Source organism: Bradyrhizobium sp. CCBAU 53415, assembly GCF_028128735.1.
Lineage (GTDB): Bacteria > Pseudomonadota > Alphaproteobacteria > Rhizobiales > Xanthobacteraceae > Bradyrhizobium.
In genome coordinates this window covers 87,524-113,138 of record NZ_LBJF01000022.1, presented here as the reverse complement: position 1 = coordinate 113,138, position 25,615 = coordinate 87,524, and the positions used below count along the sequence as shown (strand labels likewise).

At 64.4% G+C, this 25,615-nt stretch carries 22 protein-coding genes; 7 read left to right on the top strand and 15 right to left on the bottom strand.

Annotated features, from left to right (window positions below):
• The first annotated feature begins 53 nt into the window (after positions 1 to 53).
• The 3 genes from rsmG to XH87_RS14990 all read left to right on the top strand — a co-directional run bounded on the left by rsmG (position 54) and on the right by XH87_RS14990 (position 2,705).
• Positions 54 to 773 carry a 16S rRNA (guanine(527)-N(7))-methyltransferase RsmG gene (rsmG, locus tag XH87_RS15000; RefSeq protein ID WP_442868276.1) on the top strand — a complete coding sequence of 240 codons (720 nt, stop codon included), beginning with the start codon at positions 54 to 56 and terminating at the stop codon, positions 771 to 773.
• 28 nt (positions 774 to 801) lie between these two features.
• Positions 802 to 1,668 carry a ParA family protein gene (locus XH87_RS14995; RefSeq protein ID WP_035711999.1) on the top strand — a complete coding sequence of 289 codons (867 nt, stop codon included), beginning with the start codon at positions 802 to 804 and terminating at the stop codon, positions 1,666 to 1,668.
• A 149-nt stretch (positions 1,669 to 1,817) separates the two neighbouring features.
• Positions 1,818 to 2,705, top strand: a complete 888-nt coding sequence (locus tag XH87_RS14990; protein ID WP_271587887.1) for a ParB/RepB/Spo0J family partition protein — start codon at positions 1,818 to 1,820, stop codon at positions 2,703 to 2,705.
• Positions 2,706 to 2,852: 147 nt separating this feature from the next.
• Here the strand turns inward: XH87_RS14990 and holA are convergent, their stop codons facing one another.
• The 3 genes from holA to leuS form a co-directional block, all read right to left on the bottom strand.
• On the bottom strand, positions 2,853 to 3,881 hold the full coding sequence (gene holA / locus XH87_RS14985; RefSeq protein ID WP_271587886.1) for a DNA polymerase III subunit delta: 1,029 nt from the start codon (positions 3,879 to 3,881) through the stop codon (positions 2,853 to 2,855).
• A 109-nt stretch (positions 3,882 to 3,990) separates the two neighbouring features.
• Positions 3,991 to 4,542, bottom strand: a complete 552-nt coding sequence (lptE, locus tag XH87_RS14980) for an LPS assembly lipoprotein LptE (RefSeq protein ID WP_158669398.1) — start codon at positions 4,540 to 4,542, stop codon at positions 3,991 to 3,993.
• Complete coding sequence (gene leuS, locus XH87_RS14975) at positions 4,529 to 7,153, bottom strand: leucine--tRNA ligase (protein ID WP_271587885.1); 2,625 nt, start codon at positions 7,151 to 7,153, stop codon at positions 4,529 to 4,531. Before leuS ends, lptE begins: the two co-directional genes overlap by 14 nt.
• Before the next feature lie 192 nt (positions 7,154 to 7,345).
• Here leuS and XH87_RS14970 point away from each other — a divergent pair, with 192 nt between their 5' ends.
• Positions 7,346 to 8,392 (top strand): GGDEF domain-containing protein, encoded by a 1,047-nt coding sequence (locus XH87_RS14970; RefSeq protein WP_271587884.1) that lies wholly within the window; start codon positions 7,346 to 7,348, stop codon positions 8,390 to 8,392.
• Positions 8,393 to 8,517: 125 nt separating this feature from the next.
• Here XH87_RS14970 and XH87_RS14965 read toward each other — a convergent pair whose 3' ends face one another.
• The gene (locus XH87_RS14965) at positions 8,518 to 10,221 is read right to left on the bottom strand and encodes a diguanylate cyclase domain-containing protein (protein WP_271587883.1); all 1,704 of its coding nucleotides are present in this window, start codon (positions 10,219 to 10,221) and stop codon (positions 8,518 to 8,520) included.
• A 109-nt stretch (positions 10,222 to 10,330) separates the two neighbouring features.
• Between XH87_RS14965 and XH87_RS14960 the strand changes: the two genes are divergently transcribed.
• Positions 10,331 to 11,020 (top strand): YggS family pyridoxal phosphate-dependent enzyme, encoded by a 690-nt coding sequence (locus XH87_RS14960; protein ID WP_271587882.1) that lies wholly within the window; start codon positions 10,331 to 10,333, stop codon positions 11,018 to 11,020.
• A gap of 89 nt (positions 11,021 to 11,109) precedes the next feature.
• Here XH87_RS14960 and XH87_RS14955 read toward each other — a convergent pair whose 3' ends face one another.
• Positions 11,110 to 11,895 carry a 2-keto-4-pentenoate hydratase gene (locus XH87_RS14955; RefSeq protein ID WP_271587881.1) on the bottom strand — a complete coding sequence of 262 codons (786 nt, stop codon included), beginning with the start codon at positions 11,893 to 11,895 and terminating at the stop codon, positions 11,110 to 11,112.
• 6 nt (positions 11,896 to 11,901) lie between these two features.
• Positions 11,902 to 12,495: a L,D-transpeptidase family protein gene (locus tag XH87_RS14950; protein WP_271587880.1), complete on the bottom strand. Its 594-nt coding sequence runs from the start codon at positions 12,493 to 12,495 to the stop codon at positions 11,902 to 11,904.
• Positions 12,496 to 12,674: 179 nt separating this feature from the next.
• Here XH87_RS14950 and XH87_RS14945 point away from each other — a divergent pair, with 179 nt between their 5' ends.
• Positions 12,675 to 13,361 carry a response regulator transcription factor gene (locus XH87_RS14945; RefSeq protein ID WP_008142830.1) on the top strand — a complete coding sequence of 229 codons (687 nt, stop codon included), beginning with the start codon at positions 12,675 to 12,677 and terminating at the stop codon, positions 13,359 to 13,361.
• Between the two features lie 60 nt (positions 13,362 to 13,421).
• Entirely contained in the window at positions 13,422 to 13,865 is a 444-nt protein-coding gene (locus XH87_RS14940) for a cyclic nucleotide-binding domain-containing protein (RefSeq protein WP_035703221.1), read from the top strand.
• 59 nt (positions 13,866 to 13,924) lie between these two features.
• Here XH87_RS14940 and XH87_RS14935 read toward each other — a convergent pair whose 3' ends face one another.
• The 9 genes from XH87_RS14935 to XH87_RS14895 form a co-directional block, all read right to left on the bottom strand.
• Entirely contained in the window at positions 13,925 to 14,740 is an 816-nt protein-coding gene (locus XH87_RS14935) for an exodeoxyribonuclease III (protein WP_271587879.1), read from the bottom strand.
• Between the two features lie 212 nt (positions 14,741 to 14,952).
• Positions 14,953 to 15,711 (bottom strand): outer membrane lipoprotein carrier protein LolA, encoded by a 759-nt coding sequence (locus XH87_RS14930; protein ID WP_035703217.1) that lies wholly within the window; start codon positions 15,709 to 15,711, stop codon positions 14,953 to 14,955.
• Between the two features lie 152 nt (positions 15,712 to 15,863).
• Positions 15,864 to 18,341: a DNA translocase FtsK gene (locus XH87_RS14925; protein ID WP_271587878.1), complete on the bottom strand. Its 2,478-nt coding sequence runs from the start codon at positions 18,339 to 18,341 to the stop codon at positions 15,864 to 15,866.
• 8 nt (positions 18,342 to 18,349) lie between these two features.
• Positions 18,350 to 19,564, bottom strand: a complete 1,215-nt coding sequence (locus XH87_RS14920; protein ID WP_271587877.1) for an aminotransferase class I/II-fold pyridoxal phosphate-dependent enzyme — start codon at positions 19,562 to 19,564, stop codon at positions 18,350 to 18,352.
• A 228-nt stretch (positions 19,565 to 19,792) separates the two neighbouring features.
• Complete coding sequence (locus XH87_RS14915; RefSeq protein ID WP_271587876.1) at positions 19,793 to 20,197, bottom strand: GFA family protein; 405 nt, start codon at positions 20,195 to 20,197, stop codon at positions 19,793 to 19,795.
• 136 nt (positions 20,198 to 20,333) lie between these two features.
• Positions 20,334 to 21,956 carry a caspase family protein gene (locus tag XH87_RS14910; RefSeq protein ID WP_271587989.1) on the bottom strand — a complete coding sequence of 541 codons (1,623 nt, stop codon included), beginning with the start codon at positions 21,954 to 21,956 and terminating at the stop codon, positions 20,334 to 20,336.
• A 191-nt stretch (positions 21,957 to 22,147) separates the two neighbouring features.
• Entirely contained in the window at positions 22,148 to 23,596 is a 1,449-nt protein-coding gene (locus XH87_RS14905) for an ammonium transporter (RefSeq protein WP_035703199.1), read from the bottom strand.
• 36 nt (positions 23,597 to 23,632) lie between these two features.
• On the bottom strand, positions 23,633 to 23,971 hold the full coding sequence (locus XH87_RS14900; RefSeq protein ID WP_008142813.1) for a P-II family nitrogen regulator: 339 nt from the start codon (positions 23,969 to 23,971) through the stop codon (positions 23,633 to 23,635).
• A 309-nt stretch (positions 23,972 to 24,280) separates the two neighbouring features.
• On the bottom strand, positions 24,281 to 25,582 hold the full coding sequence (locus tag XH87_RS14895; protein ID WP_271587875.1) for an ammonium transporter: 1,302 nt from the start codon (positions 25,580 to 25,582) through the stop codon (positions 24,281 to 24,283).
• Positions 25,583 to 25,615 lie beyond the last annotated feature (33 nt).

Genomic DNA, 25,615 nt, shown 5'->3' with positions numbered 1-25,615 from the left:
ACGTGAAACAGCGCGGGCCGGGCGGCGGCAGATCGTCATCAGGAAAGAACGCGATGGGTGAGGGGGCTGGCCGGCGAACCGAACCGCCGGCCAAGCCGAGGATCGACAAGGCCAGCGCCAACGATCAGGCACTCGACTCGATCATCGCAGCCGACAAGATCGCGGCGCTCAAGCTTGCTCCCGTTTCACGTGAAACCGAGGCGCGGCTCGATCGCTACATCGCCCTGCTGCGCGAGTGGCAGGCTAAGACGAATCTGGTCGCACCTTCGACCTTGCCGCAGCTCTGGACGCGGCACATCGCCGATTCGCTCCAGCTGGTCGATCTGGCGCCCACTGCAAAATGCTGGGCAGACCTCGGCAGCGGCGGCGGCTTCCCCGGCGTCGTCCTGGCCTGCGCCATGGCGGGGACACCGGGCGCGAGCGTCCACCTTGTCGAGCGAATCGCCAAGAAAGCGGCTTTCCTGCGCGAAGCGATTCGCGTCACCACATCTCCGGGAGTCGTACATCTCGCTGAGATCGGGGATAATGTGGATAGAATCACCGGTCCCGTCGATTGCGTCACCGCGCGTGCACTGGCTCCGCTACATCAACTCATCGGCTTTGCGGAGCCGCTGATGCGCCAAGGCGCGAAGGCGCTATTTCTCAAGGGTCAAGATGTAGAGGCTGAATTGACCGAAGCCGCTAAATATTGGAATATTCGGCCTCAGCTCCACCAAAGTCGAACGGGTGATGGTTGGATCGTGGAGCTGAATGCCGCCGAACGGCGCAGCTGAGGCGTTCAGGGGTGAGTGGGGAATTGCGATGAGTGTGATTGACGAACCACAGCAAGAGCAGCCGGCCCAAGAGACCCATGAGGTCCCTCATGGCCACCCGCGCATTCTTGCGTTGGCGAATCAGAAGGGCGGGGTAGGAAAGACAACCACAGCGATCAACCTTGGCACGGCGCTCGCGGCGATCGGCGAGCGCGTCCTGATCGTCGATCTCGATCCGCAGGGCAACGCCTCGACCGGCCTCGGCATCGATCGCCGCAACCGCTCCTGCTCGACCTACGACGTGCTGGTCGGCGAAGCCGCCTTGCGCGAGGCGGTGGTCTCGACCGCGGTGCCGCGGCTGCACATCGCGCCCTCGACCATGGACCTCTCCGGCCTTGAGCTCGAGCTCGGCACCACGCCCGGCCGCGCCTTCAAGCTGCGCGACGCCATCGGCGCGCTCAACAACAACGTCTCGCCGGATGCCGACTACACCTATGTGCTGATCGACTGTCCGCCTTCGCTCAACCTGCTCACTGTGAACGCGATGGCGGCCTCCGACGCGATCCTGGTGCCGCTGCAATGCGAGTTCTTCGCGCTCGAGGGTCTGTCGCAATTGCTGCAGACGGTGGAGCAGGTGCGCTCGACGCTCAATCCGAACCTGTCGATCCACGGCATCGTGCTGACCATGTTCGACTCGCGCAACAACCTCTCGAACCAGGTCGTCGCCGACGTCCGGCAGTTCATGGGCGAGAAGGTCTACAAGACCATGATCCCGCGCAACGTGCGCATCTCCGAGGCGCCGTCCTATGGCAAGCCGGTGCTGGTCTACGATCTCAAATGCGTCGGCAGCGAAGCCTACTTGCGGCTTGCCACCGAAGTGATCCAGCGCGAGCGCGAACTGCGCACGACGCATTGACGCGACGTTGACCCGTAGGATGGGTAGAGCGCAGCGAAACCCATCATCACACGCACGAACAGCGATGGGTTTCGCTTCGCTCTACCCATCCTACAAGTTTCGACAATTCAGTTCTGGAGTGCTGCACCGTGAATCCAAGGGAGCTGGCGATGGCCGACGAAGCGCGTTCGCGACTGGGCCGAGGTCTTGCGAGTCTGATCGGTGACGTCGGCGGCGAGGCTCAGCATGTCGATCGTCCGCGCGCGCAGCGCAAGGTGCCGATCGAATTCATCAAGCCCAACCCGCGCAACCCGCGCCGCAATTTTTCGGAGACCGAGCTCAAGGAGCTCTCCGACTCCATCAAGCAGCACGGCGTGATCCAGCCGATCGTGGTGCGTCCGGTGAAGGGCGCGCAGGACCGCTACGAGATCATCGCGGGCGAGCGGCGCTGGCGCGCCTCGCAGCTCGCGGGCCTGCATGACGTGCCGATCGTTCCGGTCGACATTAGCGACAGCGATGCGCTGGAGTTCGCGATCATCGAGAACGTGCAGCGCGAAGACCTCAACCCGATGGAAGAGGCGCAGGGCTATCACGCGCTCGCCAACGAGTTCAAACGCAGCCAGGACGACATCGCAAAGGTCGTCGGCAAGAGCCGCAGCCACGTCGCCAACATGATGCGGCTGACGAAGCTGCCGGCCGAGGTGCAGGCCTTCATCGCGACCGGCGAGCTGACGGCCGGCCACGCCCGCGCCCTGATCGGCGTGCCGGATCCGCTCGCCGCCGCCAAGCGCATCGTCGAGGAGGGTCTCAACGTCCGCCAGGCCGAGGCGCTGGCGCATGAAGAGGGCGTACCCGAGCGCAAGCCCCAGAAGGCGCGCGCCACTGGGGGCAAGGAAAAGGACCCTGATACGCTCGACCTCGAAAGGCGCGTCAGCGACGCGCTCGGTCTCAAGGTCACCGTCAATCACCGCGATCCCGGTGGCTCCGTGCAGATCAACTACCGCAACCTCGATCAGCTCGACGAGGTGATGAAGCGGCTGGCGAAGGGCGCGCTGTAAGCCCGGCTCTCGTCCTCTGCGTTCGCTGGGCGAGACGAGTATGTGGCGCGCGTCTGCATCCACACCCGCGGAGGGACGCTGGGTTGCTTCGCTGCGCTCGCAATGACGGGTGGAGAGAGTTACGTCCGACGCGGAGGGAGCGAAGGCCTAACCCCGTCGCTTCGCGTTCGCGGCAATCGCCATCAGCGTACGCTGGGCGATTGCGGCGGCGAGGGTGGATTGCTTGCGGGTGTCGAGCGCGGTGGTCGCAAGCTGCTCGATGATGGCGGCGAGCCGCGCCGGGCTGAAATTGCGCAGCGCGGTTTCGACCTGGGGCTTTCGCGAAAAATGCAGCCGCGGAAAGCCGCCGTCGAGCACGGCGGAGGCCGGCGTGCCGTCTGCGATCGCGAGCGCGGATTTGTGCAGCCACGCGGCCTGCCGCTGTGCGGCGGAGATGATCACGCCGGGATAGGTGCCGGCGATCATCGCCTTGGCGAATTCGCTCTCGACGATGTCGGGCCGCCCGGCAAAGGCGCCGTCGACGATTGGATCGAGCTTCAGTTCTGAGGCATCGGCGACCACGGCCATGACATCGTCCAGCGTGACCTCGCCCTTGCCGTGGGCGTAGAGCGTCAGCTTGCGCAGCTCGTTGCGCGAGGCCTGGCGATCACCGCCGAGGAACGACATCAGCGCTGCGCGGGCGTCCTGCGCGATGCGCAAATTCGCGATGCGAAGCTCATCGTCCATCAGCCTGGCAAGATCGCGTTCGGTATCGGGATAGCAGCCGATCGCCACCGCCGTCTTGGCGCGCTCGCAAGTCTTGCGCAGCGGCGATTCCGGGCGGAGCTCGCCAGCCTCGATCACGATGCGGCAATCCTTCACGTTCATCTCGGCCAGCGTCTCGATGCCGCTGGCGAAGCTGCGCGAGCCGGCGCGAACGCGGATGGCGCGGCGGCCGCCGAACAGCGGCACCGTCATGGCCTCGTCGACGAGGCGCGAGGGCTCGGCGGAGAGTTCGTCGCCGTCGAGCTTGACCAGCGAGAACGGATCGTTGGGATCGTCGACCGCCGATGCGATCAGCGCATCGGCGCGCTCGCGCACGAGGCCGGCATCGGGACCGTAGAGCAGGATGATCGGACGGCCCGCATCGGGGCGGGCGAGGAAGGCGTCGATCTCTTTTCCGCGCAGTGCGACCATGTGAGCTAACTGTCATTCCGGTGCGCGCGCAGCGCGAACCCGGAATCCAGAGGTTGGGGATCGAGATTCCGGGTTCGCCCTGCGGGCGCACCGGAATGACAGGAATGAACTACGTTCCCGCGGTGAAGAACGAGGCGAGCCGGGTCGTGATGTTCTCGGCGATCTCGTTGGCGGCACGATCCTCGGCATCGCGCACGGCGCGGGTGCGCGAGAAGCGCTGATAGGACCCCGGCATGTCATAGGACACGCGTGAGAAGGTCGAGCCGGTCATGACAGACTTGCCGGTCACGACTTCGACCAGATTGTACTGGGCATCGATTCCGAGATTTTCGCTGGTCGGCAGTCCCGTCGTGGCGCTGACGATCAGCGAGGAGCGGGTGGTGGTGAAGCGGATGTCCAGTCGGTGGGTCGGCGGCATGCCCGTCGCCGTACCGTAAAGCTTGAAGGCCAGAGCGTTGCGGATTTCGACGCCGACGCGGGCCTCGCGCGAGGCATTGGGCTTGTTGATCGGGGGCAGCTCCACCCCCATCAGCTTCTCACGCAGGCCGGGGGTGCCGTCGGTTCGCTCGGCATACATCGGCTGGAAGCAGCCGGCCGTCAGCGCCGCCAGGGCGGCGACCGCCAGCAAGCGGGCTGCGATACGGATCCTAGCCGACAACATTCACGATCCTCTTGGGGACGATGATCACCTTGCGGACGGGCTTGCCATCCAGCGCCAGCTTTACCGCATCGAGGGCCAAAACGGCAGCCTCGATTTCCGGATTCTGGGCCGCTGTTGCAACTGTGACCTCCCCCCGCTTCTTGCCGTTGACCTGGACCACCAGGGTCACGCTGTCTTCAACTAGCAAATCGCGTTCGATTTGGGGCCAATTGGCCTCCGAAACCAGCCCCTTCTGCCCCAGGACCTGCCAGCACTCCTCAGCCAGATGCGGCATCATCGGCGAGAATAGCTGGACCAGGATCTGGCTGGCCTCCCGGATCGCCCAAGCAAGGTCCGGGGCGGGCTGGACGGGTCGCTGCAGCACTTCCGAAAACGAATTGGTGAACTCGCGGATATGGGCGAGGCAGACGTTGAAGTGCAGCCGCTCGATACCGGTGGTGACCTTGTCCAGTGCACCGTGGGCGACCTTGCGCAAGGCGGTGGCGTCCGGGCCGAAGCTGGCCGGCCGGGCCGTCGGCGCACCCTTGCCGAGCTCGACGGAATCGTTCACCAGCCGCCACAGCCGCTGCACGAAGCGCGAGGCGCCCTGGACGCGCTCGTCGCTCCAGATCACGTCGCGATCGGGCGGGGAGTCCGACAGCATGAACCAGCGGGCGACGTCGGCGCCGTAGGTTTCGATGATGTCGTCGGGGTCGACCGTGTTCTTCTTCGACTTGGACATCTTCTCGATCGGGCCGATCTGGATGTCTTCGCCTGACGTCAGCAACGTCGCGCGGCGCCCGTTGCCGCCGACCTCGATCTTCACCTCGGCCGGCTGCACATAGGTGCCGTCGGCCGTCTGGTAGGTCTCGTGCACCACCATGCCTTGCGTGAACATGCCGGCGAACGGCTCGTCCATCGCGATATGGCCGGTCGCCTTCATCGCGCGCACGAAGAAGCGGCTGTAGAGCAGATGCAGGATCGCGTGCTCGACGCCGCCGATATACTGGTCGACCGGCATCATCCGGTTGACGACGGCGGGCGTCGTCGGCGCGTTCTCGTTCCAGGGATCGGTGAAGCGCGCGAAGTACCAGGACGAATCCACGAAGGTGTCCATGGTGTCGGTTTCGCGCTGGGCCTTGCCGCCACATTTGGGGCAGGTGACGTGCTTCCAGGTCGGATGATGATCGAGCGCGTTGCCCGGCCTGTCGAAGGTCGCATCATCAGGCAGCTTCACCGGCAGATCGGCATCCGGCACCGGCACCACATCGCACTTCGGACAGTGAATGACCGGAATCGGACAGCCCCAATAGCGCTGGCGCGAAATGCCCCAGTCGCGCAGGCGGAAATTCACCTGGCGCTCGCCGACCGGCGCATTGCCGCGCAGTTCGCTCTCGAGACGCTTCGCCACCTCGTCCTTGGCCTGCTCGATGGTCATGCCGTCGAGGAAGCGCGAATTGATCATGCGGCCGTCACCGTCATAGGCGGTGTCGGTGATGACGAACGACTTCGGATCCTGGCCTTCCGGGCACACCACCGGCGTGTTGCCGAGAGCGTACTTGTTGACGAAGTCGAGGTCGCGCTGGTCGTGCGCGGGGCAGCCGAAGATGGCGCCGGTGCCGTATTCCATCAGCACGAAGTTGGCGACATAGACCGGCAGCTTCCAGGACGGATCGAACGGATGCACCGCGCGGATGCCTGTGTCAAAGCCCTGCTTCTCCGCGGTGTCGATGATCTCCTGCGCGGTGCCGATCTTCTTGATCTCGGCGATGAACTCCGCGAGATCAGGGCTCTTCGCAGCTGCGGCCTGCGCCAGCGGATGATCCGCCGAGATCGCCATGAATTTTGCGCCGAACAGCGTGTCGGGCCGCGTTGTGAAGATCTTCAGCTCGTTCTCGCCGGCGGGCGTTGTCGCCGGATCCAGCGCGAAGCGGATCAGGAGGCCCTCCGAGCGGCCGATCCAGTTGCGCTGCATCAGCCGGACCTTGTCGGGCCAGCGGTCCAGCCCGTCCAGCGCCGACAGCAACTCCTGCGAGTACTTCGTGATCTTGAAGACCCACTGGTTCATCTCGCGCTGCTCGACCACGGCGCCGGAGCGCCAGCCGCGGCCGTCGATCACCTGCTCGTTGGCGAGCACGGTCATGTCGACGGGGTCCCAGTTCACCTTGCGCTTCTCGCGCTCGGCGAGACCTTCGCGCAGGAAGTCCAGAAACATCTTCTGCTGGTGCTTGTAATAACTGGGATCGCAGGTCGCGATCTCCCTGGACCAGTCCAGCGAGAGCCCGATCGAGCGAAGCTGTTTCTTCATCGCGGCGATGTTGTCGTAGGTCCAGGCCTTCGGGGCGACCTTGCGCTCGATCGCGGCGTTCTCGGCCGGCAGGCCGAAGGCATCCCAGCCCATCGGGTGCAGCACGTTGAAACCCTTGGCGCGCATGAAGCGGGCCAGCACGTCGCCGAGCGTGTAATTTCGGACATGGCCGATATGGATGCGCCCGGAGGGGTAGGGGAACATCTCGAGCACATAGTATTTCGGCCGCGGATCGTCGTTCCTGGAGACGAAGATCGCCTGCTCGTCCCAGAGGCGTTGCCAGCGCGGTTCGGCGTCGCGGGCGTTATAACGTTCGGAGGTCATGGAATCGTTGGGTTTTCGTGGGTTCGGCCGTCTCAAGACGGCGGACTAGGCCATAGAAGACCTCAGGGGGTCAATGGGTTGCCCGCCTTCTGGAACTTCGACCGCGCCTCCGCATAACTACGAGGGCCCACGTTGGGGTGGGATTAAGGGGTCGATGCCAATTTGCGGCCCGACAGGACCGCGTTACCGCAGATGCATTCCGGCTTTGACGATACCGATTACGACTATGCCGCGTCCATCGCCGGACGGGCGATGCGGAGCATGGCCGAGCAGCGGATTGCGCCGACTCCGGCCAATTTTGCGGTCTGGTTCCAGTATTTCGCAGGCAGCCATGACGATCTGCGCAACGCGATCGATCTCCTCATCGACCACAATCGCCCCTTCGATGCCCGAACCAATCAGGATCTGTTCGAAACCTACGTCGCGCCGCAGGTGGGTGCCGCCGTGGTCGACACGTCCGAGCGGTTGCAGGCGCTCATGGGGGTCGCGAAGGAGTTTCTGGCGACCGCGATCGCCGACAATCATTCGCAGATGCAGGTCATCAGCCAGGTGGCGGACCAGGGCAGGGCCGGCGTCGATCCAAAACTGCTGGTCGCCCAGCTCATGAACGAGCTGGCGCGGGCCGCCACAAGGGCGACGCGGCTGGAGGCAGGCTTTGCGGAGAAGACCCGCGAGCTCGACGTGATCCGCGATTCGCTGTCGAGGTCCGAGCAGCGCGCCCGGACCGACATGCTGACGGGGCTGGCGAACCGGAGGGCGCTCGACGAATTCCTGCGCAAGGCGCAGACGACTGCGGAATGGGGCGAGCCGCTCAGCGTGCTGATGCTCGATATCGACCACTTCAAAGCCTTCAACGACAATTTCGGCCACGGCGTCGGCGATCAGGTGCTGCGCCTGATGGCGAAGGTGCTGCGCGAAAAGGTTCGCGAGCAGGGTCTGCCGGCCCGCTATGGCGGCGAGGAGCTGATTGCGGTGCTGCCGGACGCCGACCTTGGCGCCTGTGCCGAGATCGCCGAGCGCATCAGGCGCGCGATCGCCGAATGCACGATCACGCGTCGCTCGACCGGCGAGATCCTGCCCAACATCAGCGTGTCGATCGGCGTGGCGCAGTACCGGACCGGCGAAGCTATCACCGACCTGATCGAGCGTTGCGACCGCGCGCTCTATCTCGCCAAGGGCGGCGGGCGCAATCGCGTGGTGACGGAGGTCGAGCTCGAGCGGGCCGGAGCCGCCGGCTAAAGCGCGATGCGATTAGGATGAATCGTCATCGCGCTTCAGGTTGTTGTTCAAGCATGATCTCCGCGCAAACGCGTTCCGCGCTTGTCGCGAGGGAAAACCGCTGCGCACTTTTCCGGATCATGCTTTCAGGCGCTGGCCACCATCATCATGTGAGCCGCGCCGACCTCGACCGCCTGCACGCCGTGCTCGACGACGTTGTTGCGGCCGCGGTGCTTGGCGGTATAGAGCGCGGCGTCGGCGGCTTCGATCAGGTCGCCGGGACGCAAGGCCTCGTTCGGCTTCGTCGCGGCAACCCCGATCGAGACCGTGACGATCATGTGGTTCGAGGTGATGTGCGGCAGGCAGAGTTTCAGCACGGCCGCGCGCACCTGCTCTCCGATCTCGGCGGCGCGCATCGCGTCGGTGTTCGGCAGCAACAGGCAAAATTCCTCGCCGCCATAGCGTGCCGCAAAGCCCATCGTGTCGGCGGCGATGCCGGACAGCGACTCGCCGAGCCGGGTCAGGCAGGAATCGCCCTCGAGATGGCCATAGGTGTCGTTGAACAGCTTGAAATGGTCGACGTCGATCATCAGAAGCGCGAGATCGCTGCCATATTGCTGCGCGCGCATCCATTCGAAGTCGAGCCGGCTCTGGAAGCCGCGGCGGTTGGCGAGCCCGGACAGCATGTCGATCGAGGCCATCACCGTCAGGCGATCGTTGCTCGCAATCAGCTCGCGCTCGCGCTGGCTCAGCTGCGCAGCCATCGCGTTGAACGCGCGGGCCAGAGGCACGAACTCGGCCGGCAGCCGATTGCGTGCCGCGCGGGCCGACAGGTCGCCCTCGCCGAGACGCTTGGCCATGTCGACCAGCATCTCGATCGGCTTGATGACGAGCTTTTCGGCGGCGATCAGCGCGCCGAGCAGGACGAACACGACGACGAAAGCGAGCTGGAGATACGCGGTGCGGATGTCGCGGCTGACCGCTGCGGACACCTTGTCTTCGTCGATGCTGGCGATCAGGCGAGCATTGGTGCCGGCGATGCGGATGTAGCTGACAGCGCGGCGGGAGCCATCGGCGGCGAGGAAGGACAGAGAACCCTCGTCCTGGTCGGACCGCAGCGCCTTGTCGGCGATCGCGGACATCAGCGGCATGTTGTCGAGGGGACGGCCAACCGCACTGCGCTGATCGGCCGGGGCCGCCAGCACGGTGCCCGCGCTGTCGACCAGCACGGCGGTGATGCCGGCACGGCCGCCCAGATTGCTCATGACCTTCGACATCCAGTCGAGATTGACGGTGGCGAGCACGACGGCATCGGCGACCCCGCTGAAGGCGGACACCGGATAAACCGCCATCACCGTCGGCGACGGCACTGGCCGCGACAGGATGAAATCACTGAGAACGAAGCGGCCGGTTTGCTGTGCCTGCTGGAAGTAGGGCCGATCACTGAGATCGAGGCCGACATACATGTTGTTGGTCGCGCATTGGATGCGTCCATCCTGGCCGGCTATCAGCAGCGTGCGGATCCAGGGAAGGCTCGACGGAAGGCTTGCGCGCAGCACGTCGCAGCTCTTGCTGATGCCGCCGGCGGACGCGCGGATGAAGGCCTCCGATTTCAGGATGGTCTCGACCGACGAGATCACCTCGCGCTGCGCGTCGGCGCTGTGCCTTGCCACCGTAGTGAATTCAGCCGCGGCCTGCGCGATCTGCCGCGTGCGCGTGTCTTCGAGCGAACGAATGCGATCGAGCATCAACGGCGCCACGAGAATCACCGCGAGCAACGCAAGCCTCGCCCGGATTCCGAGAACCTGCTTGAGTTTCGCTCGTTTGCGGTTGAGACTGACGCTTGCCATCTTCGCTACCCACCCCGCGGGCTAAGGTAAAGCGAAGGGTTCAAAAACTGTTTCTTGAACTCGGTAAAATTGGACTTAACTCGGGCTACGATCACAGCCAAGAGACGTCATGACAGAAGCCAACGCCGCGCCGGTAACCGGCCATTCACTAAACGCGCTCGCCGCGGTCGAAGCCGAAATCGCCCGCGCCTGCAAGGACGCGCGGCGCGACCGCGCCTCCGTGACGCTGATCGCGGTGTCCAAGACTTTCGCCGCGGATGCAATTATCCCGGTCATCGCCGCCGGACAGCGCGTATTCGGCGAGAATCGGGTGCAGGAGGCCAAGAGCAAGTGGCCGGCGTTAACGTCCGTTTACCCCGATACCGCGCTGCATCTGATCGGGCCGCTGCAATCCAACAAGGCGAAAGACGCGGTCGCGCTGTTCGACGCCATCCATTCGGTCGATCGCCCGAGCATTTGCCAGGCATTAGCCAAGGAAATCGAATCCCAGAACAAGCACCCGCAGCTCTTCGTCCAGATCAACACCGGCGAGGAGCCGCAGAAGGCCGGCGTCGCGCCCGGCGAGGCCGATGCCTTCCTCGCGAGCTGCCGCGACACCTATGGGCTCACGATCTCCGGACTGATGTGCATCCCGCCGGCCGACGAACCGCCGGCCGCGCACTTTGCTCTCACCGCCAAGATCGCCGCGCGTAATGGATTGAAGAATCTCTCGATGGGGATGAGCGCCGATTTCGCGACGGCGATCATGCTGGGCGCCACCCATGTGCGGGTGGGAAGTGCGATCTTTGGGCATCGGTAAGAGCCGTTAGCGGGAAACGCGCCCCAGCAACCGCCATCGATTTCGTCGTTGCTTCGCTGCGCTCGCGTTGACGGCGGTGTGTGTCGCGCCTACACGAACCGTACCGACGCCTTCCCCAGCACACCAAAATCCACCGCGAGATGATCGCCGGCCTGGATCGGCAGCGGCGGATGGCATGTGCCCGTCGTCACGACCTCCCCTGCCCGCAACGTGATGCCGAGCCCGCGCAGCTCGTTGGCAAGCCAGGCGAGCGCAACGCGGGGATCGCCGAGCACGTTCCTGCCGTGGCCGATATAGCGCTCGCCGCGCAGCGTGATCTGCGGCCGCTCGGCGACGAGATCCATCCCGCGCCAGTCCGCCGATGTCGCTGCGCCCAGCACGAACAGATGCGCGCAGGCATCGTCCGCGATGAGCTGCGCCTCGCCGGCGCTGGCGAAATCGGCAAAGCGCGAATCGGGAATCTCGATCGCGGGATGCAGGGTTTCGACGGCGGCGAGGATCTCGTCAGCGGTGTACGGCGTCGCTCGCGGCGGCAGATCGCGCCCCATCCGAAAGGCGAATTCCGGCTCGGCGACGCGCATCTCGTTACCCCTCATCGATGCAGCACCGCCGTCAGCGATCACGGTGTCGCTCATGATGCGTCCGGCCATGGGGCCTGCGACATTGATGTGCTTCTGTCCGGCCTCGCTCGTTGCCGCGATCTTCCAGCCGAACAATGTCCCGCTCGTTTGTCGTTCGAGCGCGGCCTGGACGGCGTAGCCCTCGGCGCGACTTTGTGGCCGCAATCGTGCCTCCAGCGCGTCCAGCTTGGTGCCGTCGCGCCAGTGTTTGACCAGGACCTGAGAAGCGGCGGCGATCTGATCGTTGCCGAGCATGCACCCTCACCCGATGATGATTCTCGTTCGCGGCCCCAAGCGCCGCAGCAATTGCAGCATCGCAGATTTCGTCATGGAGACGCAGCCCGCGGTCGGGCCGAAATTGTCGCGGGCGAGGTGCAAGAACACCGCGCTGCCGCGGCCGGCGATGCGTGGTCTCGTGTTGTGATCGATCTCGACGATGAAGTCGTAGAGATGGTCGGCCCGCTTGAGCCGGTCACCGCCCTGCTCCTTGCCGAGCCGGACTCCCTGGTTGTAATGACGGTCCCTTGGATCCTCGCACCAGGCGTCTACGTCCGTGATCATCCGGGTCGGTAGGAACGTCCGGGGACGGCTGTGCCGGTCACCCCGCCACCACAACCGCCTGGGACGGAAGCTGCCCCTTGGCGTACCGCCATCGCCCTCGCGCTTGTTGGCGAGGATGCCTCCCCGCCCCAGCGCCACGGGAATCGTCAGCGCTCCGGCCGTCAGCCAGCCCCGGCGCCGATTCCCGGCGGCAGGCTTGACGCGGATCGCAGACAGCGGCCCGGCGCCTCGGTTTCTGGTATAATCAGTTGAAGTGACGTTGTTTTTCATGTGAACGTGCAATGTCGAATTCATTACAGGACATTCATCAAAACGCCCTGTTATTCTGGGTTAGAGTGGTTCCGGCTTGTGAATCGGTAACAGCCCACTACTTCAACATGAACAACAATAATAATGGCGACCCCTAAACTTTCCCTCGCGGCTGGGCGCGGCATGCATGCGCGCCGGGCCGGACCCCAAAAGGATGATACCCTATGGCCAATGCCCGCAAGATCCTGATCGTGGATGACGACACCGATCTGCGCGACACGTTGGTGGAGCAATTATCGCTGCACGAAGAATTCGAGGCCTCCGCCGTCGATACCGGCGCCAAGGGTGCGAGCGCCGCAAAGGCCAATTCACCCGATCTGGTCCTGATGGACGTCGGTCTGCCCGACACCGATGGCCGCGAAGTTGTCCGCTCCCTGCGCAAGGGTGGCTTCAAGGCCCCGATCATCATGCTGACCGGGCATGACACCGATTCCGATACGATTCTGGGCCTGGAATCCGGCGCTAACGACTACGTCGCAAAGCCCTTCCGTTTCGCCGTGCTGCTGGCCCGCATCCGCGCCCAGCTGCGCCAGCACGAGGCCAGCGAGGACGCGGTGTTCTCGGTCGGGCCCTATAGCTTCCGGCCCGGCTCCAAGATGCTGACCGCGGCCAATGCGCGCAAGGTGCGGCTGACGGAGAAGGAAACCGCCATTCTCCGCTTCCTCTACCGGGCCGGCCAGATGCCGGTGTCGCGCGAGACCTTGCTCCAGGAGGTCTGGGGCTACAATTCCGGCGTCACCACCCACACGCTGGAAACCCACATCTATCGGCTTCGCCAGAAGATCGAGAAGGACGCCGCCAACCCCGAGATCCTGGTCACGGAAGCCGGTGGCTACAAGCTGGTGCCGTGATACGTTCCGGAAACGCGCGATTCGTCATAAATTGGCGCGTTCCTCGAGCCACGGACCGGAATGTCAATCGACGACGACGTAGCGCTTCTCGAGCGTGTCCCGACATTGCGCCTGTTGGGAGACGCCTCGTTGCGCATGCTGGCGATCGGTTCCGAGCAGCGTGACTTCGTCCGCGGCGACGTCCTGTTCAATCTGGGCGATGACGCCGACGCCGGCTACGTGGTCCAGCGAGGCGCGTTCAGGGTCGAGGACGGCGCTGGCGCCGAAATGATCGCCGGCCCCGGCGCGCTGATCGGCGAGCTTGCACTGGTGGTGCCGATGAAGCGGCCATCGAGTGCGATCGCGCTGGAGCATTCGTCCGTCATCCGCGTCGCACGCAGCCTGTTCCAGCGCGTGCTCGAGAGCGACCCCGCCGCCGCCGTTCGCCTCCGCGACGAATTCGCGGTGCGCTCCAGCCAGATCGCCAGCGATATCCTGATGGCCGGTGCGAAGCTGACGTCGTAGCCCTCTCCAGGCGTCATTCCGGGCTCGCGCCTTTGTCGCGCTCCGGACTGCGGCGGGGCTTAAACCTCCAGCGTCACGGTCACCGGCACGTGGTCCGACGGCCGCTCCCAGCTCCGCGCATCGCGCAGAATGCTGAAATCGCTGACCGCATCCTTCAGCGCGCGCGAAACCCAGATGTGATCGAGCCTGCGGCCGCGATCGCCGACGGTCCAATCCGCGGAGCGGTAGCTCCACCACGTATAGACCTTATCCGACATTGGGATGCGCTCGCGCGCGACGTCGACCCATTCACCGGCGGCGAGTGCCGCCTTCAGCTTCTCGGTTTCGACGGGCGTATGCGAGACAACTTTCAGCAACTGCTTGTGCGACCAGACGTCGTTCTCGTGCGGGGCGACGTTGAGATCACCGACCAGGATGTGGCGGTCTTGCCCTCGCGGATGCAGCGGCTCGCACGCCTTCATCTCGTCGAGGAAGCGAAGCTTGTGATCAAACTTCTCGTTCAGCGCGGGATCGGGAATGTCGCCGCCGGCGGGCACGTAGAAATTATGCAGCACCAGCGGCTTTGCGATGCCCGCCTTTTCGCCGAAGGACACCGAGATGTGGCGCGAATCCACCTTGTCGCAGAAGGTGCGGATGTCCTTCGACTCGAACGGAATCTTCGAGACGATGGCGACGCCATGGTAGCCCTTCTGCCCGTTCAGCGCGACGTGCTCATAGCCGAGCCGCTTGAAGCGCTTCAGCGGAAAGGCATCGTCGATGCATTTGGTCTCCTGCAGGCACAGCACCTCCGGCCGCGCGCTCTTCAAGAATTTCGCGACCAGATCGATGCGCAGGCGCACCGAATTGATGTTCCAGGTTGTCAGGGAAAGACGCATGGAGGATGCGTCTTAGCAAGTCCTCGCAGGGTGGGCAAAGGCGCAAAGCACCGTGCCCACCGTCTTTTGGAGGCTGGACGCGAACGGTCGCTTCGATCGCGCGCCGCGGACGCTGCGCGGCACGAAGTGACGCGCTACAGAGCCGGGGCCCATTTTGCGGCGTTCTGGATCCCGGCTCTGCGCTCCGCTTCGCCCGTTCGGGACACGGGAGCTCAGCCCGGCGACGGGCCGTAATTGGTGAAATCGATCTTGAACATGTTGGGGTCGAGCTTCTTGCTCGAATCCAGATTGTAGACCGCAATCGTGGTGTCGTATCCCTGCGGATCGGTCACGGTCCACTGCTTGAGCTGGCCATCCTTGGCGCCGAACATCAGCAGGAGGCGGCTGGTGCCGACCAGCGCCTGCTTCTCCTCGATCATGACGCTGACGTAGACGTCATCGGCCGAGACGTTGACGACGTTGGTGTCCTTCATCAGGTCGATGCGGTCGGACAGCAGGAAGCGCAGCGGCGTCTGCGACAGCGGATAGACGTCCTGGGTCGCGAGCTTGCGGTCGCGCACCACCAGTGACGATCCGTCGGCGACGATGTCGATCGGGCTCGGCGCGTCATATTCGAAGCGCACCTTGCCCGGTTTCTGGATGTAGAAATCGCCCTGCGTCTTGCTGCCGTCGGGCCCGACCTGGACGAAATTCCCGACCAGGGTTTGAAGCGACGACAGATAGGCACTAACCTTGGCGGCCTGCGCCTTCTGGTTGGCATCGAAGGTCTGGAAGATGCTGCTCGGCACGTTGCGGCGCGGATCCGGGATGACTGGATTAGGCGGAGTCTGGGTCGCGCCGGTGACAGCGGGCCCACTGCCGGCCGGCCCGCCATCGCCGCGGCCCTTCGGTGCAGGCTTCGGCACGGGCACGGTCTGCGCGAGCGACGCAGCGGTCACCATCGCGGCGGTGACGAGAAGCACGCCGGCCATGCGCATGCTTCGCGCAGCGATGGTGGTAGCGAATCGAATGTCCGGATGTCTGATCAACGCGTCGTCCTAACGTGGCTGGCGCCTTTTTAGCGTGATTTCGGGCAAAAGCAGATATCGATTTTGCGTGAAATGATGTCGCGAGGCCCCTCGCCTCACATATGGCTGTCTTCTTCCTCGACCAGAATCTCGCGCTTGCCGGCGTGATTGGCGGGACCGACGATGCCCTCCAGTTCCATACGCTCCATCAGCGATGCGGCGCGGTTATAGCCGATTTGCAGGCGGCGCTGGATGTAGCTGGTCGAGGCCTTGCGATCGCGTTTGACGATCGCAACCGCCTGCTGGAACAGATCGCCGCCGCCATCCCCGCCCATGCCGGTGGCGTCGAACACGGCGCCGTCCTCGTCCTCGGTCGGCTCTTCGGCGGTGACGGCTTCGAGATATTCCGGCTGTCCCTGCGTCTTGAGGTGACGCACCACCTTCTCGACTTCCTCGTCGGAGGCGAACGGTCCATGCACGCGGCTGATGCGGCCGCCGCCGGCCATGTAGAGCATGTCGCCCTGACCGAGCAGCTGCTCGGCGCCCATCTCGCCCAAAATGGTGCGGCTGTCGATCTTGGAGGTGACCTGGAAGGCGATGCGGGTCGGGAAGTTCGCCTTGATTGTGCCGGTGATGACGTCGACCGACGGACGCTGCGTGGCGAGGATCACGTGCAGGCCGGCGGCGCGCGCCATCTGCGCGAGACGTTGCACCGCGCCTTCGATGTCCTTGCCGGCGACCATCATCAGGTCGGCCATTTCGTCGACGATGATGACGATGTAGGGCAGCGGGTCGAGCGAGAGCTTCTCTTCCTCGTAGATCGCCTTGCCGGTTTCCTTGTCGAAGCCGGTATGCACCGTGCGCGTCGGCTCCTCGCCCTTGGCCTTCAGTTCGAGCAGGCGCGTATTGTAGCCGTCGATGTTGCGCACACCGAGCTTGGCCATGTTCTTGTAGCGCTCCTCCATCTCGCGCACGGCCCATTTCAGCGCGACCACCGCCTTCTTCGGGTCGGTGACGACGGGGGTGAGCAGATGGGGAATGCCGTCATAGACGGAGAGTTCGAGCATCTTCGGATCGACCATGATGAGCCGGCACTGGTCCGGGCGCAGCCGGTAGACCAGACTGAGAATCATGGTGTTGATCGCGACCGACTTGCCCGAGCCGGTGGTACCGGCGATCAGCATGTGCGGCGTGCGGGCGAGATCGATGATGACAGGATCGCCGCCGATGGTCTTGCCGAGGCACAGCGGCAGCTTTGCCACCGTGTCGGTCGCCTCCTTCGCCACCAGTAATTCGCGCAAGTAGACCTTCTCGCGATGCGCGTTCGGCAGCTCGATGCCGATCGCGTTGCGGCCCGGCACGACCGCGACGCGCGCCGATAGCGCGCTCATCGAGCGGGCGATGTCGTCGGCAAGTCCGATCACGCGCGAGGACTTGATGCCGGGCGCCGGCTCGAGCTCGTACAGCGTGACCACCGGACCCGGATTGGCCTTCACGATCTCGCCGCGCACGCCGAAATCCTGCAGCACGCCTTCGAGCGAACGGGAATTGTTCTCCAGCTCGGCCTTGCTGAGCGGCTGACGATCGCCGGCCTTCGGCGCCGCCAGCATCGAGACGGACGGAAGGTCGAACTTGTCGGAGGATTTCCTGGCCGTGGCCTTGGGTGCGGCCTTCTTGCGCGGGGCGCGCGCAGTGGGCTGCTCCTCTTCCTCCTCCTCGTCTTCCTCTTCGTCGTGCGCGTCCTCGCAATCCTCGTCCTCGGTCTGCGGCGAGATCGAGGGCGCGGCGCGGCCGCCGCCCAGATTCGGCTCCTGACGGCTGAACTGGGTGGCCTTGGTCTTCGGTCCACTCGAGACCAGCGAGCGGTAAGCGGCGCCAAGCAGCCAGATCAGCCGCGCCTTGGTGCTCATCAGCGCGTGGAACAGCCAGCCCAGCGATACCGAGCCGCGATCGCTCTCCTCGTCTTCGTCGAGCGGCTTGTCGTCATCCTCGATCTCCGCGAGTTCGTCGTCCTGCTCGCGCGCGCCAAGGCCGCAGGCGATCAGGAAGGTCACGGTCATCGCGGCGAACAGGATCGTGCCCAGCACGATGCGATAGACCGTGCCGGCCGGTCCGAAAATCACCGCCGGCGCGCGTACCAGGGCGTCGCCGACCACGCCGCCGAGGCCGGTCGGCAGCGGCCATGCGCCGCCATGTGGCCAGCAGCTGACGAAGCCCGCCGCGATCACCGTGCAGAGAATCCAGGAGCCGAGCCGCAGCGCCTCGCGGTCGAACGGGCGATGCGTCATCATGCGCCAGCCCCAGACCGCAACCGTCAGGACCAGCATGATCGCGCCGAGCCCGAGGATCTGCATCGCGAGGTCGGCGCCGATCGCGCCGGCATAGCCGAGAATGTTGCGGATCGGACGCGAGGTGGCGTGGCTGAGGCTGGGATCCTGCACCGACCACGTCATCAGCGCGGCGGAGGCGACCCCCGCCAACGCGATCAGGCCGAGACCGGTAAGCTCGCGCATGCGCCGCGCCAGACCCTCACGGATCGGTGGCGGCAGATGGCCGACCAGTGGAATGACACGCTCGATTGCCGACATGCTCATGGGCCCGCCTAACCCAGAGTCTCGACCAGGCGGTGCAGTGCCTGCGCCGTGGTCTCTCCATCCTGCACCAGCGCGAGGCGAATATAGCCCGCACCGGGATTGAAGCCGTCGGGCTGAAGCCGGGCCAGATAGCTGCCGGGCACCACGCGCACGCCTGCCTCCTTGAAGAGTCTCAGCGTCACCGACACGTCGTCGCCGAGGGCGGACGTGTTGAGCCAGACGCAGAAGCCGGCATCGGGCCGGCGATAGCCGTAACGATTGCCGATGATCTGGTCGGCGAGATCGAACTTGATCCGATAGAGCCTGCGGTTCTCCTCGACATGCGCTTCGTCGCCATAGGCGACGGTCGCGACATGCTGGAGCGGCACGGGCACCTGGGGCGCCGCAACGTTGCGCAACTCCAGGAACATGCCGATGAACTTCCTGTCGCCGGCGGCGAAGCCGACGCGCATGCCCGGCAGGTTGGAACGCTTCGACAGCGACTGGAACGCGACCACGCGGGTGAAATCGGGGCCAGCGCATTCCAGTGCACTGCCAGGAGCCTCGCGGGTGTAGATCTCGGAATAGCACTCGTCGCTGAGGATCACGAAGCCGTAGCGGTCGGCGAGTTGCTTCAATCGTTTGAAATAGTCGGGCGAGGCGACCGAGCCCTGCGGATTGGCCGGCGAAGCCAGGTAGAAAGCCACCGTGCGCGCCAGTGTAGCCTCGTCGATGGCATCGAGATCGGGCAGGAAGCCGTTCTCGACGGTGGTCGACAGATAGACCGGCTCGCAAGCCGCTGCACGGGCGCCGGCGCCATAGACGGGATAGAACGGGTTCGGCATCAGGATCGCAGGCTTGCCGGGACGCGGCCCGACATAGCGCGCCGCGGTAATCGCAGCGAAGAACAGCCCTTCGCGGCTGCCATTGAGCACGAGAATCTCGCTCTCGGGATCGAGCGACCGCGGCAGCTTGAACCGCGACGACAGCCAGGCGCCGGCGGCCTTGCGGAACGGCTCGATGCCCTTGCCGAGCGGGTAGCGCCCGAAATCGGCGATGTGCTTCGCCAGCACCGGGCCGACGAAGTCGGGCACCGGATGCTGGGGCTCGCCGACTGCAAGCGTGATCAAGGGCTTACCGGGCTGATGCGGTGCCAGCAGCTCGTTCAGCCGGATGAAGGGCGAGCGGTCGGTGTCGGAGCTTCCACCGGCCTGCGGCGCACGGGATGAAGCGGTCATAGCCATTCTGGGCGCCAGCACTCTTGGAACAGCCGGTCGCGCGAAAGCGCCGGCGGGAAGCGGTTCAGTTCACCATAGATAGGGCGAGGTTAAGACGCGATTAACCATCGGCCGCCGCCCGCGTCCAGAGCGGGAATATCGAGGCCGGATGGCGTTGGGATGCATGGCCGCGCCAACCCCTTCCGCTTGCTTGCGGAAGAGGGAGCGCACCGCTCTCTTGGCTCGATTCGCTCGTCAGCGCCCCGGTAGCTTCTCGAACGTCTTCAAGCCCGCGGGAATCGCATGGAACTCCTGCATGTCGCAGGTGTAGATCGCCATCTGGGGCTGGAACTGCTCCGGCTCGTCCAGCGTGCCGACCTTCACGACAGCCGCCGGCAGTCCTGGAACCTTGGTCACCAGATGCGTGCCGCATTCGGCGCAAAATTCGCGCGTGACGGCGCGTTCGAGGTCCTTGCGCGTGAATTGCTTCGGTTGCCCGGTGATGTAGGTGAAGCCGGCCGCCGGCATCGCTATGAAGGTGTTGGGCGCTCCGCCCGAGATGTACTGGCACTCGCGGCAGTGACATTGAGCCTGCATCATCGGATCGCCTTCGGCCACGTAGCGCACCTCGCCGCAATAGCATCCGCCTTCCAAACGCATGACGACCTCCCGATTGTTATCTTTGTAGGTCGATATTTCTGCGCCGGCTGCGCGGAATGGCAATCGTTTTCTTTTGCGCGCCTGCCAAAAAGAATGCGGCGCGATCGATGTTCAGGCCATGAATATTGCCTTGCGCCTATCGCTTGGCGAGGCCGCAGCCGTTGAAAGCTCGACTTCTCCAGCATCCGCTGCTCATGCATTCCGCTTCCTGTCGCACGCAAAATGTTGAGCCGCAATTCGGCTGACCGCCAAAGTTGACGCAAGCCACCGCGCAATTTCTGCGCATGATGGAGCAACTCATCACGTTGCCGCCCGGCGTAGCCTGTCCGCCCCCGCGCCGATCGGAAGGTGCAGCAGCCGCATTGTCATTGCGCTTTGCGGCGCGCTTCGGGTCGGGCTGCCTCCGATCGGCTTCTGCGCTCGGCGCTGATACCTTCGAAAAGCCGTAGCGACACGGCCAATAGGTTTCAGTGCGGACGCCTGCCCCTTTGGAATCCTTCAGTTCGATCACGATCTTGTACTGATAGGACGATCCGCGAGCGCGGTTCAGCGGATCCTTGTCGCCAATGATACCGTTGACGGAGATGGTACTGCTGCCGTCCGGTTCGATCTTGCCGTCATAGATCACAGAGCCGGGCTTGCCTGCATCCCCTAACACGGTGTGCAACACTCCGTCCTTGATGCGAAACACATATTGGCGATGCGATTCCGGAAAAGGCGGCTTGCTTTCGCAACTTTCGTTGGCGATCCAGGCCCCGTCGAAAGTCGTCGGGCGCTTCGCGCTTTCGATGGGTCTCGACAACAGCTCGATGCGGTATTTCGCGAGGTCTGCGAAGGCGCAGGACGGGAAGCGAAGCAGATGATCCCTGAATGCCGTGACGGTGCCGAGCGCGTCCGCGCCGCGCCAATGGTCGGCGGCCTCTGTACAAGGGTCAGTCCGGGGTGACGCTGGTGTCAGCGCTGCGGTTTCGGCCTTGCCATTGAGGTAAAACTCGCCGAAGAACGACAGTGACAGCTCCGGGACCTGTGATCCCCTGGTGCGCTGATAGACGTCGGCGCCGATCGTCTGGAACACTGTGTTGATGTGGTCCTTGTCGCCGATGTGCTCAAGGAACGCACCGGTATAGGGACTGTTGCGGCCATTGCCGTCGTCGGCTGTGCGACCGGCCTGGGTCGCATAGGAGATGATGGTGCCTTCCGGGCTCTCCATCTTGGCCAGCCCGCGGCCGATGGCCACGCCGCGACCCTGTCCGATGTTGCGCCGAAGCTCGTCAGCGAATGGATTGTCGCGGCAGGCGTCGAGCACGAGGATGCGCAGGTTCTTGGCCTGTTGCAGATCCGCCAGGATCTCGTCGGCGCGCACCAGGCGCCGCAGATCGACCTCGTCGCGCACGACAGCATCGATGGGCACCAGATAGTTGACGCCTGCGAATTGAAGCGCGTGTCCGCTGTAATAGAACAGGGCCACGTCGGCGCCGCGAGCCGCGCGCGCAAACCGAAGAACGGTCTCTTGCATGGCGGCTTGATCGAGATCGGTCACGACCAGAGGTTCGAATCCCGATCGCTTCAGGGCCGCGCCGACGTCGGCCGCATCATTGGTCGGATTCGCAAGGGTGGGAACGTTCCGGTAGGCACCGTTGCCGATTACCAGCGCGACGCGCTTGTCAGCCTTGGCGTCGAGGGCAGACAAGGCGAGCGACAGCAAACACAAGGTCATGTAACGCAACAGGCGCATGAAACCGTGCTCCGGCGGGAGCATGATATTCACCAGTCTCGGGACAATGCAATTTGGGTCTTATGCAGGCCCAGCCGCTGCGACGATGCGGCGCGCCAAAAAGAAAGGGGCTCCAGCTTGCGCTGGAGCCCCTCAACGGTCGGGGCATTGCCGGGTATGTGCCCGAACCGGAGTTGTGGACGGGGTCTCCGGGGAGATCCCGTCCGGGAGGAGACTTACATGTTGTAGGCGCGCTCGGTGTGCTCGGTGATGTCGAGGCCTTCACGCTCGCTCTCGACATTGGCACGGAGGCCAACGATCACATCGACGACCTTGTAGAGGATCGCCGAACCGACGCCCGACCACACCAGCGTGGTGCAGACGGCCTTGATCTGGGCGAGGATCTGCGTGGCGAAGTCGTAATCGGCAACCTTCGGCGGGATGGCCGTGTAGTCGACGATGCCGGCGCCGCCGAGCGCGGGGTTGACGAGAATGCCGGTGCCGATGGCGCCGACGATGCCGCCGATGCAGTGCACGCCGAACACGTCGAGCGAGTCATCGTAGCCGAGCGCGTTCTTCACGACGGTGCAGAAGAACAGGCAGACCACGCCAACGACGAGGCCGAGGACGATCGCGCCCATCACGCCGGAGAAGCCGGCGGCAGGCGTGACGGCCACGAGACCCGCGACGGCACCGGAGATGACGCCGAGCACGGAGGGATGACCCTTGATGATCCACTCCGCGAACATCCACGACAGCGCGGCGGCTGCGGTGGCGACGAAGGAGTTGGTCATGGCGAGCGCAGCGCCGCCATTGGCTTCCAGGTTGGAGCCGGCGTTGAAGCCGAACCAGCCGACCCAGAGCAGCGAGGCGCCGATCATCGACATGGTCAGCGAGTGCGGAGCCATCAGCTCCTTGCCGTAACCGACGCGCTTGCCGATCAGGAGAGCGCCGACGAGGCCTGCGATGCCGGCGTTGATGTGCACCACGGTGCCACCCGCGAAGTCGATCGCACCCATCTTGAAAATCCAGCCGGCGTCGGCGTTGAGCTCGTCGAGCTTGGCCTGCGCCGCGGTCTTCGCCGCCGCGTCAGTGGCATCGGCAAGCGCCTTGGCCGCATCCTGAATCGCGTCCGGGCCCGGCCAGTACCAGACCATGTGAGCGATCGGGAAGTAGATCAGCGTGACCCAGAGCGGGATGAACAGGGCGATCGCCGAGAACTTCATGCGCTCGGCGAAGGCGCCGACGATGAGTGCGGGTGTGATCGCCGCGAAGGTCATCTGGAAGCACATATAGATGAGCTCCGAGATGTTGGCGTCGACCGAGAAGGTCGCGGCCTTCGAATCGGTGGTGACGCCCATCATGAAGGCCTTGGAGAAGCCGCCGATGAAGTCGGAGCCGCCGGTGAAGGCGAGGCTGTAGCCGTAGACGGCCCAGATCACGGTGACGACGCAGACGGTGTAGAACACCTGCATCAGGACAGAGAGCATGTTCTTGGAACGGACGAGACCGCCGTAGAACAGCGCGAGGCCGGGGATCGTCATCAACAGCACGAGCACTGTCGATGTCATCATCCAGGCGTTGTCTCCCTTGTTGACCGTTGGCTCGGCGTAGGCCGCGGTCGCAGCGAACAGGCCGACTGCGAGAGCCGCCAATCCCGCGCCATAGGGACGCTTGAACGTCATATTATTTACTCCTGATTGGTAAGGTTGAGCGCGAAATCAAAGGGCCGCGGCATCGGCCTCGCCGGTGCGGATGCGCACCGCATGGTCGAGGTTGATGACGAAGATCTTGCCGTCGCCGATCTGTCCGGTTTTCGCGGCGGACGTGATGGCGTCGATGGTCTTGTCGACCTGGTCGGAGGCGACAGCGACCTCGATCTTGATCTTGGGCAGGAAGCTCACGGCATATTCGGCGCCGCGATAGATTTCCGTATGGCCCTTCTGGCGGCCATACCCCTTGACTTCCGTCACCGTGAGACCGTGAACGCCGATGGCGGTCAGGGCGTCACGGACTTCTTCCAGCTTGAATGGCTTAATAATCGCCATAACAATTTTCATGGGTCCTATCCCCGCTTGGGCCCGGTCCGGACGTGGCCGGGCGTTTCTCGACTGGTTCGCCACGAGGGAGAAGTTTCACACGCGGGCACAGCCGGGACCCTAGAATCAAATGCCGTGCCAGATCGGACGTGTTGCCTAACGGATTATGAAAACGGGCGTTTTCGCGTTTGACGGGTATTGTGGTGCGGTGCGCTATTACGTCGCGCTCAAAACGTGATCATGTCTGCTCAAAACAAGGGCACGACAGGCTATCGACACAATGTTGCTCATGTGTCGGGCAGCAGGAAGGTAATTGAGTAGTGTCGACCCTTATTGCAGGGCTTCACCGTGCTGCGAAATATCCAGTCCCTCGAGTTCGTGCTCACGGGATACGCGCAGGGGCACGAACAGACCGACCAGCTTGAGCAGGATGAAGCTCACGCCCGCCGACCAGACGAAGGTGACGGCGACCCCGTAGAATTGGATCAGAAGCTGCTGAGGATGGCCCTCCAGCAGACCGGCGGTGCCGCCGATGGCGCTGGTCGCGAACACGCCGGCAAGCAGGGTGCCGGTCAGGCCGCCGATGCCGTGGACGCCGAATACGTCGAGCGAATCGTCATAGTCGAAGCGGTGCTTCAGCCAGGTACAGGCCCAGTAGCAGACCGCACCGGCAACGATGCCGATGACGATGCCGTGCCAGGGTGCGACGAAGCCCGAGGCCGGCGTGATGGTGCCGAGCCCGGCCACCGCGCCGGAGATGATGCCGAGCACGGAGGGCTTGCGCCGCGTCGACCATTCGATCGCGCCCCATGTCAGCGCGCCGGCACAGGCGGCAAGGTGGGTCGCGATGATCGCCATCACCGCGCGTGAATTGGCCGCCAGCGCCGAGCCGCCGTTGAAGCCGAACCAGCCGACCCACAACAGGCCGGTGCCCATCACCGCGAGCGAGAGATCGAACGGCGAGAGATTCTCGGTGCCGTAGCCGTGACGGCGCCCCATCACCTTGGCCGCAACGAGGCCGCCGGTACCGGCCGACAGGTGCACCACGAGACCGCCGGCGAAATCCAAAACGCCCATGCTGGCAAGGAAGCCGCCGCCCCACACCCAATGCGCTAGCGGAATGTAGACGAAGATGAACCAGGCGACCGCGAACAGGAGATAGGCGGAGAACCGCATGCGGTCGGCGACCGAGCCTGCGACCAGCGCCACGGTAATGACGGCAAAGGTCATCTGGTACAGCATGAACAGCGATTCCGGGATGGTCTTCGCCGCCGGGTTGACGCTGTCCATGGTCATGCCGGTGAGAAACCAGCGGTCGAGCGTGCCGATCCACGGGCCGTCGCCGACGAAGCACAGCGAATAGCCGAACGCCACCCAGAGAATGGAGATCAGCATCACTGCGGCGAGGCTCTGCGCCATGGTGGCGAGCACGTTCTTCTTGCGCACCATGCCGGAATAGAACAGCGCAAGCCCCGGGATCGTCATCATCAGCACCAGCGCGGTGGCGACGATCATCCAGGCCGTATCGGCCGTGTTGATCTCCGAGCCGGCGGCCGCTGCCGGCGAAGCCGTGATCGACACAATCCCGATCGGCGCAGCCACGGCAGCCGCGCGGCGCAACAATCCCGCCATGTCGTTCCCCCCGGCATCAATTGGCGTCGCACA

Bases quoted from the DNA above. Each gene is read 5' to 3' on its own strand.
- leuS (WP_271587885.1), bottom strand. From the start codon at position 7,153: ATGACCTCCGAACGTTATAACGCCCGCGACGCCGAACCGCGCTGGCAA.
- XH87_RS14965 (WP_271587883.1), bottom strand. From the start codon at position 10,221: ATGGCAAGCGTCAGTCTCAACCGCAAACGAGCGAAACTCAAGCAGGTT.
- XH87_RS14990 (WP_271587887.1), top strand. From the start codon at position 1,818: ATGGCCGACGAAGCGCGTTCGCGACTGGGCCGAGGTCTTGCGAGTCTG.
- XH87_RS14955 (WP_271587881.1), bottom strand. From the start codon at position 11,895: ATGCTCGGCAACGATCAGATCGCCGCCGCTTCTCAGGTCCTGGTCAAA.
- XH87_RS14925 (WP_271587878.1), bottom strand. From the start codon at position 18,341: ATGAGCATGTCGGCAATCGAGCGTGTCATTCCACTGGTCGGCCATCTG.
- XH87_RS14900 (WP_008142813.1), bottom strand. From the start codon at position 23,971: ATGAAAATTGTTATGGCGATTATTAAGCCATTCAAGCTGGAAGAAGTC.
- XH87_RS14995 (WP_035711999.1), top strand. From the start codon at position 802: ATGAGTGTGATTGACGAACCACAGCAAGAGCAGCCGGCCCAAGAGACC.
- rsmG (WP_442868276.1), top strand. From the start codon at position 54: ATGGGTGAGGGGGCTGGCCGGCGAACCGAACCGCCGGCCAAGCCGAGG.
- XH87_RS14960 (WP_271587882.1), top strand. From the start codon at position 10,331: ATGACAGAAGCCAACGCCGCGCCGGTAACCGGCCATTCACTAAACGCG.
- XH87_RS14950 (WP_271587880.1), bottom strand. From the start codon at position 12,495: ATGAATTCGACATTGCACGTTCACATGAAAAACAACGTCACTTCAACT.
- XH87_RS14945 (WP_008142830.1), top strand. From the start codon at position 12,675: ATGGCCAATGCCCGCAAGATCCTGATCGTGGATGACGACACCGATCTG.
- XH87_RS14920 (WP_271587877.1), bottom strand. From the start codon at position 19,564: ATGGCTATGACCGCTTCATCCCGTGCGCCGCAGGCCGGTGGAAGCTCC.
- XH87_RS14905 (WP_035703199.1), bottom strand. From the start codon at position 23,596: ATGACGTTCAAGCGTCCCTATGGCGCGGGATTGGCGGCTCTCGCAGTC.
- XH87_RS14910 (WP_271587989.1), bottom strand. From the start codon at position 21,956: ATGCTCCCGCCGGAGCACGGTTTCATGCGCCTGTTGCGTTACATGACC.
- XH87_RS14935 (WP_271587879.1), bottom strand. From the start codon at position 14,740: ATGCGTCTTTCCCTGACAACCTGGAACATCAATTCGGTGCGCCTGCGC.
- XH87_RS14930 (WP_035703217.1), bottom strand. From the start codon at position 15,711: ATGGCCGGCGTGCTTCTCGTCACCGCCGCGATGGTGACCGCTGCGTCG.
- XH87_RS14895 (WP_271587875.1), bottom strand. From the start codon at position 25,582: ATGGCGGGATTGTTGCGCCGCGCGGCTGCCGTGGCTGCGCCGATCGGG.
- holA (WP_271587886.1), bottom strand. From the start codon at position 3,881: ATGGTCGCACTGCGCGGAAAAGAGATCGACGCCTTCCTCGCCCGCCCC.
- XH87_RS14915 (WP_271587876.1), bottom strand. From the start codon at position 20,197: ATGCGTTTGGAAGGCGGATGCTATTGCGGCGAGGTGCGCTACGTGGCC.
- lptE (WP_158669398.1), bottom strand. From the start codon at position 4,542: ATGTTGTCGGCTAGGATCCGTATCGCAGCCCGCTTGCTGGCGGTCGCC.
- XH87_RS14940 (WP_035703221.1), top strand. From the start codon at position 13,422: ATGTCAATCGACGACGACGTAGCGCTTCTCGAGCGTGTCCCGACATTG.
- XH87_RS14970 (WP_271587884.1), top strand. From the start codon at position 7,346: ATGCATTCCGGCTTTGACGATACCGATTACGACTATGCCGCGTCCATC.